The organism is Arcicella rosea, assembly GCF_014204325.1.
GTDB classification, from domain to species: Bacteria; Bacteroidota; Bacteroidia; order Cytophagales; family Spirosomataceae; genus Arcicella; species Arcicella rosea_A.
In genome coordinates this window covers 1-17,438 of sequence record NZ_JACHKT010000021.1, presented here as the reverse complement: position 1 = coordinate 17,438, position 17,438 = coordinate 1, and the positions used below count along the sequence as shown (strand labels likewise).

General features: G+C 35.5%; 12 protein-coding genes. 9 read left to right on the top strand and 3 right to left on the bottom strand.

The window, feature by feature from the left end; all coding sequences use genetic code 11:
- Positions 1-129: 129 nt before the first annotated feature.
- Positions 130-3,192 (top strand): efflux RND transporter permease subunit, encoded by a 3,063-nt coding sequence (locus tag HNP25_RS14095; protein ID WP_184135110.1) that lies wholly within the window; start codon positions 130-132, stop codon positions 3,190-3,192.
- A 92-nt stretch (positions 3,193-3,284) separates the two neighbouring features.
- Complete coding sequence (locus HNP25_RS14090; RefSeq protein ID WP_184135108.1) at positions 3,285-3,533, top strand: acyl carrier protein; 249 nt, start codon at positions 3,285-3,287, stop codon at positions 3,531-3,533.
- A gap of 134 nt (positions 3,534-3,667) precedes the next feature.
- Here the strand turns inward: HNP25_RS14090 and HNP25_RS14085 are convergent, their stop codons facing one another.
- Positions 3,668-4,939 carry an aminotransferase class V-fold PLP-dependent enzyme gene (locus HNP25_RS14085; RefSeq protein ID WP_184135106.1) on the bottom strand — a complete coding sequence of 424 codons (1,272 nt, stop codon included), beginning with the start codon at positions 4,937-4,939 and terminating at the stop codon, positions 3,668-3,670.
- Positions 4,940-5,099: 160 nt separating this feature from the next.
- Here HNP25_RS14085 and HNP25_RS14080 point away from each other — a divergent pair, with 160 nt between their 5' ends.
- Entirely contained in the window at positions 5,100-5,810 is a 711-nt protein-coding gene (locus HNP25_RS14080) for a pseudouridine synthase (protein WP_184135105.1), read from the top strand.
- Positions 5,811-5,816: 6 nt separating this feature from the next.
- Here the strand turns inward: HNP25_RS14080 and HNP25_RS14075 are convergent, their stop codons facing one another.
- Complete coding sequence (locus HNP25_RS14075; protein ID WP_184135103.1) at positions 5,817-6,524, bottom strand: hypothetical protein; 708 nt, start codon at positions 6,522-6,524, stop codon at positions 5,817-5,819.
- 230 nt (positions 6,525-6,754) lie between these two features.
- Between HNP25_RS14075 and HNP25_RS14070 the strand changes: the two genes are divergently transcribed.
- The 3 genes from HNP25_RS14070 to rpsJ all read left to right on the top strand — a co-directional run bounded on the left by HNP25_RS14070 (position 6,755) and on the right by rpsJ (position 8,603).
- The gene (locus tag HNP25_RS14070; protein ID WP_184135102.1) at positions 6,755-7,588 is read left to right on the top strand and encodes a helix-turn-helix domain-containing protein; all 834 of its coding nucleotides are present in this window, start codon (positions 6,755-6,757) and stop codon (positions 7,586-7,588) included.
- An 84-nt stretch (positions 7,589-7,672) separates the two neighbouring features.
- Positions 7,673-8,176, top strand: coding sequence for an SgcJ/EcaC family oxidoreductase (locus HNP25_RS14065; protein WP_184135100.1), 504 nt, complete (start codon positions 7,673-7,675; stop codon positions 8,174-8,176).
- Between the two features lie 121 nt (positions 8,177-8,297).
- Positions 8,298-8,603, top strand: coding sequence for a 30S ribosomal protein S10 (rpsJ, locus tag HNP25_RS14060; protein ID WP_184135098.1), 306 nt, complete (start codon positions 8,298-8,300; stop codon positions 8,601-8,603).
- A gap of 72 nt (positions 8,604-8,675) precedes the next feature.
- On the opposite strand, the gene HNP25_RS14055 is transcribed toward rpsJ, so the two are convergent.
- A complete protein-coding gene (locus tag HNP25_RS14055; protein ID WP_184135096.1) occupies positions 8,676-10,400 on the bottom strand; it encodes a M3 family oligoendopeptidase in 1,725 nt (574 codons plus the stop codon).
- A gap of 184 nt (positions 10,401-10,584) precedes the next feature.
- On the opposite strand from HNP25_RS14055, the gene recQ reads away from it, so the two are divergent.
- The 3 genes from recQ to HNP25_RS14040 form a co-directional block, all read left to right on the top strand.
- On the top strand, positions 10,585-12,738 hold the full coding sequence (gene recQ, locus HNP25_RS14050) for a DNA helicase RecQ (RefSeq protein ID WP_184135094.1): 2,154 nt from the start codon (positions 10,585-10,587) through the stop codon (positions 12,736-12,738).
- 630 nt (positions 12,739-13,368) lie between these two features.
- Entirely contained in the window at positions 13,369-16,263 is a 2,895-nt protein-coding gene (locus tag HNP25_RS14045; protein ID WP_184135092.1) for a PAS domain-containing sensor histidine kinase, read from the top strand.
- A 138-nt stretch (positions 16,264-16,401) separates the two neighbouring features.
- Positions 16,402-17,438, top strand: a 1,037-nt coding sequence (locus HNP25_RS14040) for a transposase (RefSeq protein WP_184135091.1), incomplete at its 3' end; no start/stop codon positions are given.

Below are 17,438 nucleotides of genomic sequence, written 5' to 3'. Positions count from 1 at the left end.
TGATGAATTTTGAATTTTGAGTCTGGGTGGAAATTTATTAATTAACTATATAAATCTCATCACTCAGAATTCGCAACTACCAAAACTCCTCACTCACAATTCACAACTCAGCATTCAAAAGATATTGATATGAAAATCTCTGAATTCTCAGTAAAAAATTACCAATTCACGCTGGTCGTGTTTTTAGGTATTCTTTCAATAGGGATTTATTCTTTATTGAATATGCCTCGTGGAGAAGACCCTGAGTTTTCTTCTCCTCAATTTGGCGTTACGGTGATTTACCCCGGTGCATCGCCCAAAGATGTAGAACAATTGGTGGCGGATGTGGTAGAAAAACACATCAACGAATTAGATAATATTGAACGTGTTAGAACCAGTATTTTTGATGGTGCTGCCATTTTTCAAGTAGAGTACGCTTTTGAGTCTGACCCAGAAGAAAAGTACCAAGAAATTGTGCGTGAAATGAATGCCGTCAGAAAAGAATTACCTTCTGACGTGCTGGATGTTCGTATCGAAAGGTATCAACCCGATGGTGTAAATATTTATCAATTTGCCTTAGTTTCCGAAACGCTCCCCTACGCTAAATTAGAAAAATATGCTGATGATTTAGAGAAAACTTTAGAGAAAAACCGTTCGCTAAAAAACATTAAAAGTTGGGGTTTTCCCGAACGTAGAATTTCGGTAGAACTCAATCAAGCAAAATTGGCTCAGGATAAAATTCCTGTAAACAGAGTTTTGGGAGCAATTCAATCTGAAAACGTGAATATTCCGGGCGGTTCTTTGAATCTTTCAAACAAAAAATTCAATGTAAAAACTTCTGGAAATTTTAAAGATATTGAAGAAATCAAAAATGTAATCGTCTTTACAAACGGTACAAAAATCGTCTATTTAAAAGACATTGCCGAAGTAAAATATGCCTACGAAGACGAAACGCACAAAACTCGTTTGAACGGACATAGAAGTGTTTTTGTAACGGCTTGTCAGAAATTCGGACAAAACATTATTAAAGTAAGAGCTGCAACCGACCCAAAAATTGAAGCTTTTAAAAAGACTTTACCAAAGTCTGTCGATTTAGTAAAAGTATTCGACCAAGCGGAATCGGTAGATAAACGTTTGATGCGTTTTGCCAAAGATTTCGGCATTGCCATTCTTTTGGTTTTGATTACACTTTTGCCTTTGGGTTCAAGAGCAAGTTTGGTCGTAATGATTTCAATTCCACTTTCGTTAGCAATTGGTTTGGCATTACTTTACGTTTTGGGCTTTACGATTAACCAACTTTCTATAGTCGGGATGATTGTCGCACTGGGGATTTTAGTGGATGATTCAATCGTTGTCGTAGAAAATATTGAACGCTTTATGCGGATGGGTATTCCGAAAAAACAAGCAGCTATTGATGCTACCAAACAAATTAGTTTGGCGGTTGTAGGTTGTACAGTCTTGTTGATTTTCGCCTTTTTACCGGTTGCCAATTTGCCAGAAGCTGCTGGAAAATTCATCAGAAGTTTACCAATGGCTGTAAGTGTAACGGTTTTTGCATCAATGTTTGTGGCTTTGACGATTGTACCGTTTTTATCAAGTGTCATCTTGAAAAATCACGAAAACGCCGAAGGGAATTTCATTTTAAGAGGCATGAAACGTTTAATTTCAGCCACTTATGGAAAATTGATGGACTGGTGTTTACGACATCCCAAAACTACACTTGCAGGAGGAATGGGGATTTTTGTTGGTGTAATGTTGATTGCCAAATTCTTTTTGGGCTTCTCACTTTTCCCAACTTCCGAAAAACCAATGTTTTTGGTCAATGTTTCAACGCCAGTTGGAACAAACCTAAAAGCGACCGACGAAGTAGTACGTTTTGTAGAAAATGAACTCAAAAAAGAACCAGAAATCAAAAACATTGCTTCCAATATCGGTAGAGGAAATCCAAGAATTTATTATAACGTAATTGGTGGAGCAGAATCTGAGACCTTTGGTCAACTTTTCGTGCTTTTGCATGATGTTGAAACCAAAGAGAAAAAAGCCATTATCGACCGATTGAGAGGAAAATTAACGAATTATCCAAATGCCAAAATTGAAGTAAAAGATTTTGAACAAGGGCCGCCGTTAGAAGCTCCAATTGCTTACAGAATTTTTGGAAATAATTTAGATAGTTTAAGAATCATCGCTGGACAAGTTGAAAGGATTTTGGCAGCTCAAGAAGGTTCAATTTATACCGACAATCCGCTAAAAGTACAGCCAACAGATTTAAGAGTACACATCAACAAAGAAAAAGCAGGTTTGATGGGCGTAAATATTTCCGACATCGACCGCACAGTTCGTCTGGGAATTGCTGGCTTGAACGTTGGTACTTATCGTGAAGAAGGACAAATTGATGATTATAATATCAATGTTTCGATTCCGAGAACTGGAGCAAAACAAGGTTTTGAAGTTTTTGAAAATTTGTACGTAAACAATGCCTTAGGTACAGCCATTCCTTTAAAACAGTTGATAGAAGTACGTTTTGAAACTTCGCCCAACCAGATAAAACACTATAATAAAGACCGTTACGTAACAATTTCTACTTTCTTGAAGTCAGGTTATAACACGGCAAAAGTAAACCAAGAGTTGATTCAGAAGCTGAATAAATTCAAATTCCCGAAAGGATTTTACTATACTGTATCGGGCGAAGCAGAAAATGCAGAAAAATCTTTTGGAGGCATAGGGGTAATTATCTTGATAACTGTCTTTGGCATGATTGCTATTCTTATTCTTGAATTTAGGAATTTCAAATCAACGCTTATTGTACTTTCTGTAATTCCTTTGGGAATCGTTGGTGCAATCGTAGGGCTATTAATTGCTGGTGAAAATTTATCATTTACAGCCGTGATTGGTTTTATCGCCTTGATTGGTATCGAAATCAAGAACTCGCTTTTACTTGTAGATTTTACCAATCAGTTGAGAGAAGACGGAATGGAATTAGACGAAGCCATTCACCAAGCAGGTGAAATTCGTTTTGTACCCATTTTATTAACTTCTTTCACAGCCATCGGAGGTTTAATTCCGCTAATTATCGAATACTCTGATTTGTATTCACCTTTGGCAATAGTACTCATTGGCGGTATTACAAGTTCTACTTTATTGGCTCGTTTGGTTACGCCAGTAATGTACAAATTGTTACCACCAACGATTCATAGAAGAACTGAACTGGCATAGTTATTTGCACAACGGTTCAAGGAATACTTTTTCAATAGCATCGAGCGTTCTAACAGAGAGAATTTTATCTATTAAATTAAAATTTTAAATCCATGAAATTCAGCACGAGTAAACTAATTCAATTTTTATCACGGCATTTCTATATTAATCCGAGATTAATTGCTCCTCAGAAACGCTTTTATGCAGATTTGGGAATGAACTCTTTGGAATTCCTTGAATTGATTGTGCATTTAGAAAACACTTACGGAATTGTTTTGCCAGATAATGAAGTTGATAAAATTCAGACAATCAAACAACTCTCAGAAGTAATGGAAGCGAATCTTGTTCGTGTAGAAGCTTAATCGGCTAAGAATTAAGCACTTCAATATGTATTTTGGAATAGTTTAACATAAATTTAATCTTGTCCAAAATCATTTAATAATTATCAAAAAAGGGTTAGCAATTCACTTGCTAACCCTTTTTTAATAATTAAATTTTAACCAGCAATTTCGTTCAATGCCTTCACAAAAGCGTCTAATTCTGCTATTGTTGTATATAAATGTGGCGTTACTCTTACGCCCATTACATTGGCTTTTTGATTGGCAATTGCTACCGTGAAGATTTTGTATTTTTCAAAAAGTAATTTAGATAATTCCGAAGGCGTTTTTCCTTTTACGCCTACATTGGCAATACCACAACAACGAAAAGCTTCTTTTGGCGTATTCAGCATGATATTCGGGTTGTCTCGTACTTTATCTGTCCAGTATTTTTGAAGGAATCTCAAGCGTGCTTCTTTGCGTTGAATACCAATTTTTTGATGGAATTTAATAGCATCTTGTATCGCCAAATCAGTTGCTACGGGAATTGTTCCTGTATGATTTAACTTGCGAATATCATCATCGGCAAAACCCATATCGCCGTACAATTGCCAAATTTGTTTAATTTTATCTTTCCTCACATATAAAATTCCAGCTCCAAGCGGATTTCCGAGCCATTTATGCAAACTACTTCCATAATAATCGCAACCGCCAAGGTCTTCAATTTTAAAATCTAAATGTCCGAAAGCATGAGCTCCATCCACCATTACTTCTACGCCGTGGCGATGTGCCATTTCTACGATTTTTTTTACAGGTAAAATTTGTCCTGTAATATTTATCAAGTGACAAATCATCAACAAACGAGTTTTGGGTGTAATGGCTTTTTCGTAAACCTCTACAATTTCTTCATCTGATTTGGGATGGTTTGGTACAGAAACCATTTTATTGACAATGCCATATCTGCGAGCCTGCAACTTAAACATATCCAACATTGCTCCATAATCTTGTTCTGCCATAATGGCTTCGTCGCCTTCTTTCCAAGAAAATCCTGCGATAATTGTATCCAAAGATTCGGTCGTATTTCTGGTAATAATCAATTCTTCATGCGAACAGCCCAATAATTCCGCCAATTGTTTTCTGGAAACCAATTTATCATCAAACTGACGAGTACGCATATAATAAGAAGAAACCTTATTTACATCCCGAATATGCTGAATATAAGCCTCTAATACTTCATTGGAAGCCAAAGAATAATAGCCATTTTCGAGATGAATAAAATTATGTGTGAAATTGTAGGCTGTTCTGATTTGTTGCCAAAAAGCCTCATCTTCCGCCAATTTTTGAGCTGGAATCTGTGCAGATTTGGCTAAAAGGGTTTCAACACCAAGCATTGAAACCGCAGAAATACCTGTAAATGTTTTTAAAAACTGACGTTTGGAGAGGTTTGGCATTGTTTGAAGTGAAGGATTTTTGGAGTTATTAATTTTAAAATCAACGAAGTATGATAAAATACTTCTCTTGAAATTACAGAATTTATGCAAGAAGACAAAATCGCATGGCTTTCAATAAAAGCATCGTAAATTGCATAAGTATTTTGTAATCTTATTCTGAATGTCCCAAGAATTTCCGCCACTTCCTATACTTTTTCAAGACGAACATTTTGTTGCTATTAACAAACCGCATAATTTATTAGTCCATCGGTCTTCTATCGCTGCCGATGAAAGTGTTTTTGCCTTGCAATTACTCCGTGACCAGTTGAACTGTTGGGTAAGTCCATGCCATAGATTAGACCGCAAAACTTCGGGCGTTTTACTCTTCGCTCTTTCTTCCGAAGCCGACAAAGAAGTAAAAAGGCAATTTGAAGCTCACACCATTCAGAAAAAATACTTGGCTTTAGTAAGAGGTTATTTGCCTGAATCGGGCATGACCGACCGACCATTGGAGCGAGAAAAAGGAGGTTTTCAGGATGCCATAACGCACTTTAAATGTTTACAACAAGTAGAACTCCAGATTGAAGTAAGTCGCTACCCAACTTCTCGTTACTCATTGGCAGAAATTTCGCCAGAAACGGGAAGAATGCACCAAATTAGAAGGCATTTTGCCCAATTAAGGCATTATTTAATAGGCGATAAAACTTACGGAGAGTGTAAGCATAACAAAATGTTTGAAGAGAAATTCAATTTACATACGATGCTTTTGCACGCCAGAGAATTGGTTTTTGAACATCCTTTTACCAATGAAAGTACCCGAATTGTTGCTCCGATGAACGAAGAATTTATCCGAGTACTTTCAGCAATTGGCATGAATACCACTGGACTGTAAGGAAATTTAGATATTTCCGCTTACTTCTTGAATGGTAGCTACCAAACGAGTGTAGTACAAAGTGGTAGTGGCTTCAAAACCAGAATCAGTTCCCAAAATCATCCAAATATTACCATTTGCGTCTGTTTTAGCAGAAATTACCCCTGTTTTTCTGATTAATTTGTACTCGCTTTTATCAGTACCATTAGCGATATTGCCAAATACTTTCATATCTTCACCATTGGTAGCTTGTTGCATTTTTTTAATATTCATGGTATAATGCTTTGTAGTACTGTCAAGCACTTTTTTAGGTTCAATGGCCGTAAAACCTAAACCAAAATAAACACTTCCACCTGGTGAACCACCTACTCCCATAAGATTTGAAGGAGCATTAGAAGCAAGTTCTACTTCAAAACTAATCGTGTATTTTTGATTAGCTTTCAACCCTGAATACTTTCGGCTCAAGAACATAAACAAGTCGTCACTGTGGTTATTACCCGAAATTCTGAGTGCTTTTTTAGTCGTATCCAAAGGCATTGGTAACTTGGCTTGGCTGAACTTTAATTCATAAAAATTCTCCTCACCAACTGGATAATCAGCGAAGTCTCCTTTCCATCCTTCTACTGAAGTATTGAAGTTTTCATTGATATAAAACGTAGGAATGTAAGGTGTACTTTCCAAGGCACATGAAGATAGAATAGAGGCTACGAATACACTTAAAATGATTTTTTTCATGGTATTTTTTAAAAGTTTGTTTCACCAATGACCCTCCTCTTGTTGAAATAGTTGGAAAATACTTTTATCTTTTTTTGAATAAATTATCTATCTTTATGATAATCAACAATATATAAAATATTAAATTTCATGCTTATACTAAATTATTGACAAGCGTCATTCACTACTTAGTAAATACTTTTAGGGTAGTAATGTCATATTGAATCTGATTATTCTTTCAAAATAAAAGTATGTTTTACAAAGTTTTTCAGCCACATCCAGCTCTGCGAGAGTTTGTCAATAACATCATGGTTTTTCAATTAGACATTCCTCTACATGAAAAACCTCCTACTATTTCGTTTCCTCCTTTGGCTGAACAATGCCTTTATTTTTATCCTTTTGAAGTACCAGAAAGTGAGTATTTGACCAGCCGGAAAAAGGTAATTCTTCCACAAAGTATTCTGGTTGGGCCGCAAGTAAATCGGATAAAATTGAAAATGCCTCATCGAAACTTTACGATTAAAGTAGGTTTTCAGCCGGGCGGATTATATCGTTTATTGGGAATCCCTATGAACGAAATGATTATGGATGAATCTTTAGAAAGTACTTATTTTTTAGACAAAAACATTAAGTTCATAATTGAACAATTACAAGAAACGGCTTCCTTAGAAATGTCGCTCGAAATTGTCCAAAACTTCCTTTTGAGTAAGTTGAAAGTGCTAAAACCCAAACTTCCGCTGGACGATGTATTCCCTTTAATAAGTAAAAGTGGAGGCTTGGTAAATATTGATACAGTAGCTTCGCAAGCTTGTGTGAGTACTCGCCAGTTAGAACGTTTATTTTTACAACGCTTGGGACTTCAACCCAAATTTTTTGCCCGAATGACACGCTTCGCAAAGGCTTGGACGATTAAAGAAAAATTTCCTGATACAAAATGGACAACAATTGCCTACCAATGTGGCTATTTTGACCAAATGCACTTGATTCGAGACTTTAAAGCTTTTTGTGGAATATCACCTTCTGTTATCGAAGATGAATTCAAAAACTCTCCTTATTATCTTGGATGTCAATTTTATGACGATTAGCCTATCGCAAAAGATGTCGCATTTGTACTATTCTTAGGCAAAGCCTCAGCCTAATTTTGTAATCATAAACTTAAAAATATGATTATGAAATCTTTACTCCTCTCCTTTCTTTTGTTTGCAAGCCTATCTTTTGGCTTTGCACAAGACCGTTCACAAGACAAGATTGCTATCGAAAAACAAGTCGATGCCGTAATTAACAGTTGGAATAATCACAATTACGATGACATGAAAGAGTATGCTACCGAAGATGCCGACTGGGTAAATGTGGTAGGAATGTGGTGGAAAAACCGAAAAGAAGTACAATATGCCCATCAGGTTTTTCATAAAGTAATGTTTCAGAACACGTCTTTGAGCAAAACAAGTGTACATACCAGATTTATTACACATGATGTAGCCGTAGTTCATCTCTATTGGCACATGGGAGCTTATACTTCGCCCAATGGCAATTATTACAAAGAAGCTGAAAACTTAGCCCTGATGGTTTTCGTGAATAAAGCTGGAAAATGGCTTTTAAGCTCCGCAGAAAATGTAATTATTAACGAAGCCGCACAACAAAGTAATCCTATTAATAAAATGCCTAAAGAATAATTTAGAATATTTTTTAAGCTTATCGTTCTGAATATTAATAAATTCACTAATTTTGCAGTCCCGAAAATGAAGCTAATGGTACTTTCGTTGCGGGAATTACAAATTTTAACGTACCAATACAATGAATCAAAAAATCAGAATCAAATTGAAGTCATTTGACCACACTTTAGTGGACAAATCGGCTGAGAAAATCGTGAAAGCGGTTAAAGCTACAGGTGCAGTAGTTTCAGGTCCAATTCCTTTACCTACTAAAATTGAAAAATTCACAGTTTTGCGTTCACCACACGTTAACAAAAAAGCTCGTGAGCAATTCCAATTATGTACTTACAAGCGTTTAATTGACATTTTCTCATCATCTCCAAAAACAGTTGATGCGTTAATGAAATTAGAATTGCCTTCAGGTGTTGATGTTGAAATCAAGGTGTAGTTTTCCTTGCTTAGAACATAAAAAAATCCCTTCTAACGTTGTTAAAAGGGATTTTTTAGTTTTAGTCGATTCTTATTTCTTCAAAATCGCTAATTCAGCTTGCACGAAATTCATCAGTGAGGCAATATGCTCTTTCGAGAAATCAAAAGGAATATTGGCTGCCGCATAAATTTCTTTCATCGGTTTGGTATAACCCAGTTTTAAAGCGTTTAAATAGCCTTCTAAGCCTTTTTGCGGATTTTCTTTGTAGTTTTTCCACACGCCAATCGCTCCTAATTGAGCAATTCCGTACTCGATATAATAGAAAGGCAATTCAAAAATATGTAATTGACGATGCCACATCCAAGATTTATAATCTTCTAAGCCAGACCAATCCGTTACAGAGTCAGCAAATTTCTCATAAATACTTAGCCAAGCCGCTGTACGTTCTTCAACGCTATGCGTTGGGTTTTCGTAAATCCAATGTTGAAATTTATCCACCGTTGCTACCCACGGAAGCGTACTGAGAATATCTTCTAAATGTTGAATTTTAGCACGCTTCAATTCTTCTTCGTTATCAAAATACACATTCCAGAAATCCATCGAAATCAATTCCATCGACATCGAAGCCAATTCTGCTACTTCCGAAGGAAAATTACGGAAAGTATTCAGCATCAAATCTTTAGTCACGATTGAATGCACCGCATGACCACCCTCGTGAAGCATTGTAATTACATCACGCATCAACGACGAAGCATTCATAAAAATAAATGGGAAGCCTGTTTCTTCTAAAGGATAATTGTATCCGCCAGGTGCTTTGCCTACTCTTGATTCCAAATCCAAACGACCCATTTCTTTCATAATACTTAGGCATTCACCTAAAAATGGATCTAATTGCGTAAAACATTCAATGGTTTTGTTCAATAAATCTTCGCCACCATTGAAAGGATGTAAAGCCGCACGACCTTGGGCATCCACAGATTTATCCCACGGACGCAACTCGCTTACTTGTAAAGCATTTTTACGCTCAGTAGCTACATTATTTAAAATCGGAACAATGGTTTCAGCCACCGCTTCGTGGAAATTGAAACAATCGGCAGGAGTATAATCGAAGCGTTTTAAAGCGGCAAAAGAGTAATCACGATAGTTTTCAAAACCTGCATTCAAGGCAATTTGATGACGCAAAGCCGTCAGTTTATTGAAAATTTCGTCCATCTTTTCATGGTCTTGAAAACGACGTTCCTGAATTTTTCTATAAACAGATTCTCTTAAAGTACGGTCGGTATTTTCCAAGAAAACGCCCGCTTGTTGTAGTGTTTTAGTTTGTCCGTCCAATTCAACCGTCATTGCTCCTACCGTTGCTTGGTATTGGCTTGAAAGGTTTTGAATTTCTGTAAAAAGAGCAATGTTTTCATTTCTAAAAATCTCAGTCGATTTTTTCATTCCTCTAATCGTGATGTCAAAACCAGTTTCGGTTAATTCATCCAAGAACGAATTTTCAAGTGTTTTTTTGTTCAACACATCGTCATACTCAGCTAATTGCGGTTGAATTTCCGTCACGAACTGGTCGAAATGAGCTTTAATTTCCTTATCGCCCGTATCGCAAGTCATTTTGATATAACGCCAAGCGAAGTTTTCCGAAAGATAACTTTCTAATTCAGAGCGGTCAGTAAAAAATTTGCGTAAATCGTCAATGTTATTAATAGAACGCTCTACTAAATTATCGAATAAAGGTTTTACACTTTCCCAAGTGCTTAATTGAAAATCAGCCACCAAAAACTTACGAACTGGCGGATTAATGTTTATCGTTTTTGTCATTGTGTTTTATAAAGAAATAAGCAGCTTTTGCATCACCTTTCAAGCTACACGTATTGAAAATTTTGTTCATCAAAAGTAATAGAACTTTACTTGATTGCCCCCAATCTTAGCTAAAAATCGCCCGAAAAATGTAAATTGCATTAAAAATGAAATTTAAAATAATCCCTTTGTTTCCACAAAATTCATGTCACTCACCAAAGAACAAATCTTAAAACAATATTACGGCTACAATGCCTTTCGTCCATTACAAGCTGAAATTATCGACTGGGTACTTTACGGGCAAGACGCCATGGTACTGATGCCAACGGGTGGTGGAAAATCACTCTGCTTTCAGATTCCAGCTTTGGTGATGCAAGGCTTAACGCTGGTTATTTCGCCATTAATCTCCTTAATGCACGACCAAGTACAAGCTCTAAAAGCGAATGGCATTGCAGCAGAATACGTTAATTCATCGCTCACTTCACAAGAACAAAGTACGATAGAACGCCAATGCAAAAATGGCGAACTAAAACTTTTATATATTTCGCCTGAAAAACTTTTTACACAAGGATATTTAGATTGGATTCTTTCTTTGAATATCAGTCTTTTTGCCGTTGATGAATCGCACTGTGTTTCTACTTGGGGACATGATTTCCGACCAGAATATACCAAACTGAGTGTTTTAAAGAAAGCACTTCCAAATGTTCCGATGATTGCTTTAACCGCAACAGCCGATAAAGTAACTCGTAAGGACATTCTGACCCAACTAGGGATTCCAGAGGCTAAAATTTTTATTTCTTCTTTTGATAGACCCAACCTTTCGCTTTCCGTACAAGCGGGTCGAAATCGTATTAAAATCATTCAAAATTTCATTGCGGAGCGTCCTCGACAATGTGGAATTATTTACTGTTTGAGTCGAAAAAATACTGAAACCGTAGCTGAAGCTCTTCGGAAAGTAGGCATCAATGCCAAGTATTATCATGCTGGAATGCCAGCACAAGAGCGTTCTGAAGTACAAAATCAATTTATTCAAGATGATATTCAAGTAATTGTAGCCACAATTGCCTTCGGAATGGGCATTGACAAATCGAATGTTCGTTGGGTGATTCATTATTCGATGCCTTCAAATGTTGAAAGTTTTTATCAAGAAATTGGTCGTTCGGGACGTGATGGCTTGAAATCAGATACTTTGCTTTTTTATACTTACAATGATTTGTTGGTTAGGAAAGATATGATTGCAGATTCTGGTCTTCCCACTGAAATGAAGGAAGTTCAAGTAGCTAAACTCGAACGCATGAAGCAATACGCCGAAGCGGAGATTTGTAGAAGACGCATCCTTTTGAGCTATTTTAACGAAGAGGTTACAAACGACTGTGGCAATTGTGATGTTTGTAAAAATCCACCCATACGATTTGATGCTACGCTGATTGCCCAAAAAGCCCTTTCAGCCATTGCCAGAACAGGCGAAAACGTAGCGATGAGTATGTTGATAGATATTCTGAGAGGCTCGAACAACAGACGTATCATTGAACATAAGTACCACGAAATCAAAACCTTTGGTGTTGGAAAAGAGTTAAAAGCAGACGAGTGGGCAGACTATTTACAGCAAATGTTAAATTCAGGCGTGATGGACATTGCTTACGACGAAGCCCACGCTTATAAACTTAACAATGCGTCTTGGGCGATTTTGAAAGAAGGCAGAAAAGTACAGTTGGTACGTTACAGACCTTTTGAAGAAAAACAAGCCGAACGTGAAGCCAATATTCCAAAAGAAAAATCGAAAAGAGAAATCATTAAAGATGAGCTTTTTGAACGCCTGAGAGTACTCAGAAAACAAATTGCTGATGAAAAAAATATTCCGCCATTTGTGGTTTTCTCGGATGCTACGCTTTCGGACATGGCACAAAAAAAACCTTTGAACCAATTAGAAATGTTCAATGTTTCGGGCGTTGGCGAACAAAAATATCGACAATTCGGAGAAGTATTTTTAAAAGAAATTGGAGACTTTTTGAAAACAATTCCTAAAAGTTCAGCGACAGGAGTTGATACTTTTCATTATACTTATCAATTGTACAAAGAAGGTTTATCAGTTAATGAAATTGCTGAACAGCGAAGTCTGAATCCAGTTACCATCTTTTCGCATTTGGCAAAACTCTATGAAGATGGCGAAGATATTAACATTTCAGCATTTATTACCGAAACCGAAGTTGAGCAAATCGTGGGTGCTGCAAAAGTAATGAATGTAAAAAAAGGCGACCCAATCAAACCGCTTTTTGAAGCGATGGACGCCAAATATGAATACCATAAGATAAGAATTGCTCTTTTAATTGCAGAAAAAAATAAAATAAAGCGTTTATAAGCTATATAAATTTCGAAAAAGTAAAACTTTCACATTAATTTATATAATTTTTGTTGGTACATATATTTTTACCAAAAAATTTACTAAATTTCATCTGAAATCGTGGTCATTCATACTTACCACTAGTTAACCCCAAAAAAAAGTATTTTCATTTGCATAATAAAAGCAAGGTCTAAATTTTTTGTTTATTGAAGAGTATTATTTTCATCCGCCCAAACAGCTATTACCATACTGGTTTTAGTATTGAGTGATTATTCTACTTAGCGGCAAGATTTTACTCATGATTCATAAAAATATCATTGCCTACTTGCTCATAAACTTAATCTTCTTGTTTAAACCTCGATAATAAAATACGAAGAAACAAGAATAGAAATAGCTTTTATTCTTCGTTCACTTCCTTATCTCAAATATTATTGATTTAGGTTAAAATACTTTTTTATAATAAGCATCTAGTATAACCAAACGTTAACCATTTTTAAATTCATTAATAAAAGAGCAAAGAAACTTAAATCTTAAAGCCAAAGTAAATAAAAGTATCTAAAAATTCATTAAAATGATAGTTTGGAACAATTTATGATTAGCATACTTAAAATTAAGGTTGAAGAAAACTTTTGATTGTGTAAAATTAATATGGAAGAAATAGAAAAGCTCAAACGCCAAATAGAGCTGGAGAAACAAGCTCATCAACAAACCGAGAGTATCTTGGAGAGAAAGGCTTTGGAACTCTACGAGACAACTGAGCAACTGCAACTGCTTAATCAAAATCTTGAACAACAAGTAAAAAGTTCTGTTGATGAATTACAAAAAACTGAAAAAAGATACCGCTATTTAATAGAATCTGTTCAAGATATTATCTATAAATTATCGGTTGATGGCTTCTTCACGTACGTAAATCCTGTTGTAAAAGAAAGATTAGGGTTTACTGAAGATGAAATTATTGGTCGTCACTTCTCCACGTTAGTTTTGCCAAACTATCAAGAATCGCTCATTAATTTTTATGCTGAAATGGTTCAGAATAAGGAAGAAAGTACTTATAATGAATTTCCTATTAAAGCAAAATCAGGTAATGTTGTGTGGATTGGACAGAACGTCAGACGAATTGAAAACGATGATGAATCTGTAGAATTAGTGGCTGTTGCCAGAGATATTACTGAACGAAAAGTAACTGAAGATACTTTAAGAGCTACTCAAGCCCGATTTGGTAACTTAATATCTAATCTTCAAAAAGGAATTCTAGTTGAAGATGAAAATCGTAAAATAATTTTAGCCAATCAACTTTTTTGCGATATTTTCAATATTAACATCTCCCCCGATAATCTTATTGGAGCAGACTGTCTTTCCTTGGCAGAAGGTATAAAAGAACTCTTCAAAGAGCCAGAACAATTTGTTAATAGAGTTGAGGAGATTCTGGCAAATAGAGAAATAGTTATTGATGAACAATTAGAAACAAATGATGGAAGAATCATAGAAAGAGGCTACATCCCTATTTTCATTGAAGGAAAATATAGAGGGCATTTATACAATTATTCTGATGTAACTGATAAGTTTTTAGCCCACGAACGTCTTCGTAAAAGCGAAGAAAAATACAGAGGTATCTTAGATAATATGACCTTAGGTTTGTTGGAAGTTGATAATAACCACAAAATACTAAGAGCCTACGATAGATTCTGTGAAATGTTAGGTTATACCAAAGATGAACTTGTTGGCCAGAATGCCAAAGAACTTTTTTTACCAGAAGCCGAGGCTGACATTGTTGATGAAAGACAGGAGGAAAGAGAAGAAGGCAAAGCAAGCTCTTATGAAGTATGTCTTAATAAAAAAGATGGTACTCCTATTTGGGTGATAATCAGTGGTGCTCCGATTATTGATGAAAACGGAGAAACCGTTGCTTCAATGGGCATTCATTACGACATTACTGAAAGAAAATTACTGGAACAAGAGTTAGAAAAGGCCAAAGAAGTTGCCGAAGAAGCACGTCAAGCAGAAAAACAATTTTTAGCAAATATGAGTCACGAAATTCGTACTCCGCTCAATGCTATCATTGGTATGACGCACTTGATGTTTGATACTCATCCAACAAGTGAACAGTTTGAATACCTAGACATCTTGAAAACGTCAGCTGATTTTTTACATAGTCTTATCTCTGATTTATTGGACATGGCAAAAATTGAAGCCGGACGAATAGAAATTCACAAGCATCCATTCGATTTGGTTGGTTTGCTTCGTACAATTCAAAGAGTTTTCCAGATAAAACTAGATAGTAGCCCTGTTGAAATTAATCTTTTGACGGATGTAAAAATAAGTGGTAATTATTTGGGGGATGATTTACTCCTAAACCAAATACTATTGAACATTATAGGTAATGCCGAGAAGTTTACAGAACATGGTAGCATTGATGTAATGGTTAAACTACTAAAAGAAGAAGATGAAACTTCTTGGATTGAATTCAAAATTTCAGATACAGGTATCGGTATTCCAGCCGATAAGCTTGATTTAATTTTCCAGAAATTCAAACAAGTAGATTCGGAACAAGGTCATAAACACAAAGGAACAGGACTTGGCCTTGCCATTACCAAACAATTGGTTGAGCTTCAGGGTGGAAACATCGTGGTTAAAAGTAGAGAAGGAGAAGGAACAACTTTTATTGTTACTTTACCTTTTCAAAAATCTAAAAATGAAGTTGTTAAAAACAATCACGTCATCAAAGAGGCCGACCGCAGCTTAGAATCGTGTAAAATATTAGTTGCTGAAGATAATGCAATGAACCAAAAGTATATCAGTAGCTTATTGAACAAATGGCATTTTACTTATGTAATAGCTTCTGATGGGAAAAAAGCAGTTGACAAAGCTTCCAAAGAACGTTTTGACATTATTTTGATGGACATCCAAATGCCAAATATGAATGGATACGAAGCGACGATTAAGATACGAAATACCAAAAATCCGAATCAAGATACGCCAATTATCGCTCTGACAGCATCTGCCATGCTCGACCAAAAGAACAAAGCTTTTGAAGTAGGAATGGATAATTTTGTTACAAAACCATTTTCACCAAACCATCTTTTAAGTGTTATTCAAAATTATGTGAATACGAAGTCTGAATATGCCGTGATGATGACAGAAGAAGATGAGACAAAAGAAGTTGGCAAAATAGTTGCTCTCAACGGAGAAAACAACGTTTTCCTAGATAAAGACAGACTAAACGACCTTTATGGTGATGATAGAGAATATGCCGCAGATATTTTTCAGACTTTCATAGAAGATGTTTTACCAGATTTTGAAGAAATATCTAATTTAATTCATCAACAAGACTGGGAGGAATTAAGAAAGCTGGCTCATCAACTAAAACCAACATTAGGAATGGTTGGGCTTACTGAATTAGAACAATCGTTGATTGGTATCGAAAATCAAGCGAAAGAAAAACCAGAGTATGAAAGTTTACAATCTATGTGGAGCTTATTTCAAGTAAAATTAAAAGAAAGTATTCCTGTATTAAAAGCCGAATTAGATAAATTTCTAGCATAATAAAATTAGGCTTTCCTTTATTATTATAATCATCTAATTATCAATATATTACAAATGAAATAACCCCGAAAAAGTGTCAATACTGGCAAATTTCGGGGTTTTTCTGTATTTTGTTTCTGCTAAAAAATATAAATACAGATGCAATATACACTGTTTGATTTCGATTCTCCAAATTTTCATAAGTTGTACTTATTCAAGAATACGACGATTCTAGGGAAAATTCATCAAACTATTGATTGGGATTCTCTTGAAGAGCTTTTACCCAATAAAACTAAAGTTTGTGGAGCACCTTCATGGTTGCCAACTAAAGGACTTTTTGCTTTGATGTTCTTAAAACACTATACTTGTTTAAGTGATGAGAAGCTACTTGAAAGTTTTCACACTAATTGGGCAATGCAGATGTTCTGTGGGGTTTTACTTTCTGATAATGAAAGAATTAAGGATAATGCTTTTGTTTCTAGAGTAAGGTCTTACTTGGGAAACCATTTAGATTTGAATCTTTTCCAAAGCGTGATGATTAATAGCTGGAAGGCAGAAATTCCTGATAAAAATGTTTTATTGATGGATGCTACTTGCTATGAAGTTTATATACGTACTCCAACAGATGTAAAGCTACTTTGGGAAGCTTGTACTTGGCTCTGGGAAAAACAGATTCCTGCTTTATGCACAAGCAATAAAATCAAATTACCGAGGTCTAAATTCAAAGACCAAAAGATAAAACAGTTGACTTACAGCAAACTCAGGAAGAAGATTCATCGTAAGACCTATTCCAGAAAACGTTCACTTTTAAAGCTACTAAATAAAGGTATTTTAACACTCAACGAACTCCTAGAGCAAGTTAAATTTAAGGGATTTTTAGAAAAGGATTCAGAAGTATTTCAAACTATTAAAGTGGTTTATGAGCAACAAAAACATCTTTTTGAAGTGCCTGGAGCGAATATTAGTGACCGCATAGTAAGCATCTATAAACCTTATATTCGCCCTATTGTCAGAGGCAAAGAAAATAAACCAGTAGAGTATGGCATTAAGGTTCACATCAATCAAGTTGGCGGAATTAACATCATTGAACATGCAAGTCATAATGCTTTTAATGAGTGTAAAAGGCTTAAAGATAGCATAATAAGACATCAGACAATGATTGGAGAATGTACTCATGTAGCAGCCGATGGGATTTA

What these genes read in the sequence shown, in the direction of transcription:
- HNP25_RS14095 (WP_184135110.1), top strand. Translation starts at nt 130, where the DNA reads ATGAAAATCTCTGAATTCTCAGTAAAAAATTACCAATTCACGCTGGTC.
- HNP25_RS14090 (WP_184135108.1), top strand. Translation starts at nt 3,285, where the DNA reads ATGAAATTCAGCACGAGTAAACTAATTCAATTTTTATCACGGCATTTC.
- HNP25_RS14085 (WP_184135106.1), bottom strand. Translation starts at nt 4,939, where the DNA reads ATGCCAAACCTCTCCAAACGTCAGTTTTTAAAAACATTTACAGGTATT.
- HNP25_RS14080 (WP_184135105.1), top strand. Translation starts at nt 5,100, where the DNA reads ATGTCCCAAGAATTTCCGCCACTTCCTATACTTTTTCAAGACGAACAT.
- HNP25_RS14075 (WP_184135103.1), bottom strand. Translation starts at nt 6,524, where the DNA reads ATGAAAAAAATCATTTTAAGTGTATTCGTAGCCTCTATTCTATCTTCA.
- HNP25_RS14070 (WP_184135102.1), top strand. Translation starts at nt 6,755, where the DNA reads ATGTTTTACAAAGTTTTTCAGCCACATCCAGCTCTGCGAGAGTTTGTC.
- HNP25_RS14065 (WP_184135100.1), top strand. Translation starts at nt 7,673, where the DNA reads ATGAAATCTTTACTCCTCTCCTTTCTTTTGTTTGCAAGCCTATCTTTT.
- rpsJ (WP_184135098.1), top strand. Translation starts at nt 8,298, where the DNA reads ATGAATCAAAAAATCAGAATCAAATTGAAGTCATTTGACCACACTTTA.
- HNP25_RS14055 (WP_184135096.1), bottom strand. Translation starts at nt 10,400, where the DNA reads ATGACAAAAACGATAAACATTAATCCGCCAGTTCGTAAGTTTTTGGTG.
- recQ (WP_184135094.1), top strand. Translation starts at nt 10,585, where the DNA reads ATGTCACTCACCAAAGAACAAATCTTAAAACAATATTACGGCTACAAT.
- HNP25_RS14045 (WP_184135092.1), top strand. Translation starts at nt 13,369, where the DNA reads ATGGAAGAAATAGAAAAGCTCAAACGCCAAATAGAGCTGGAGAAACAA.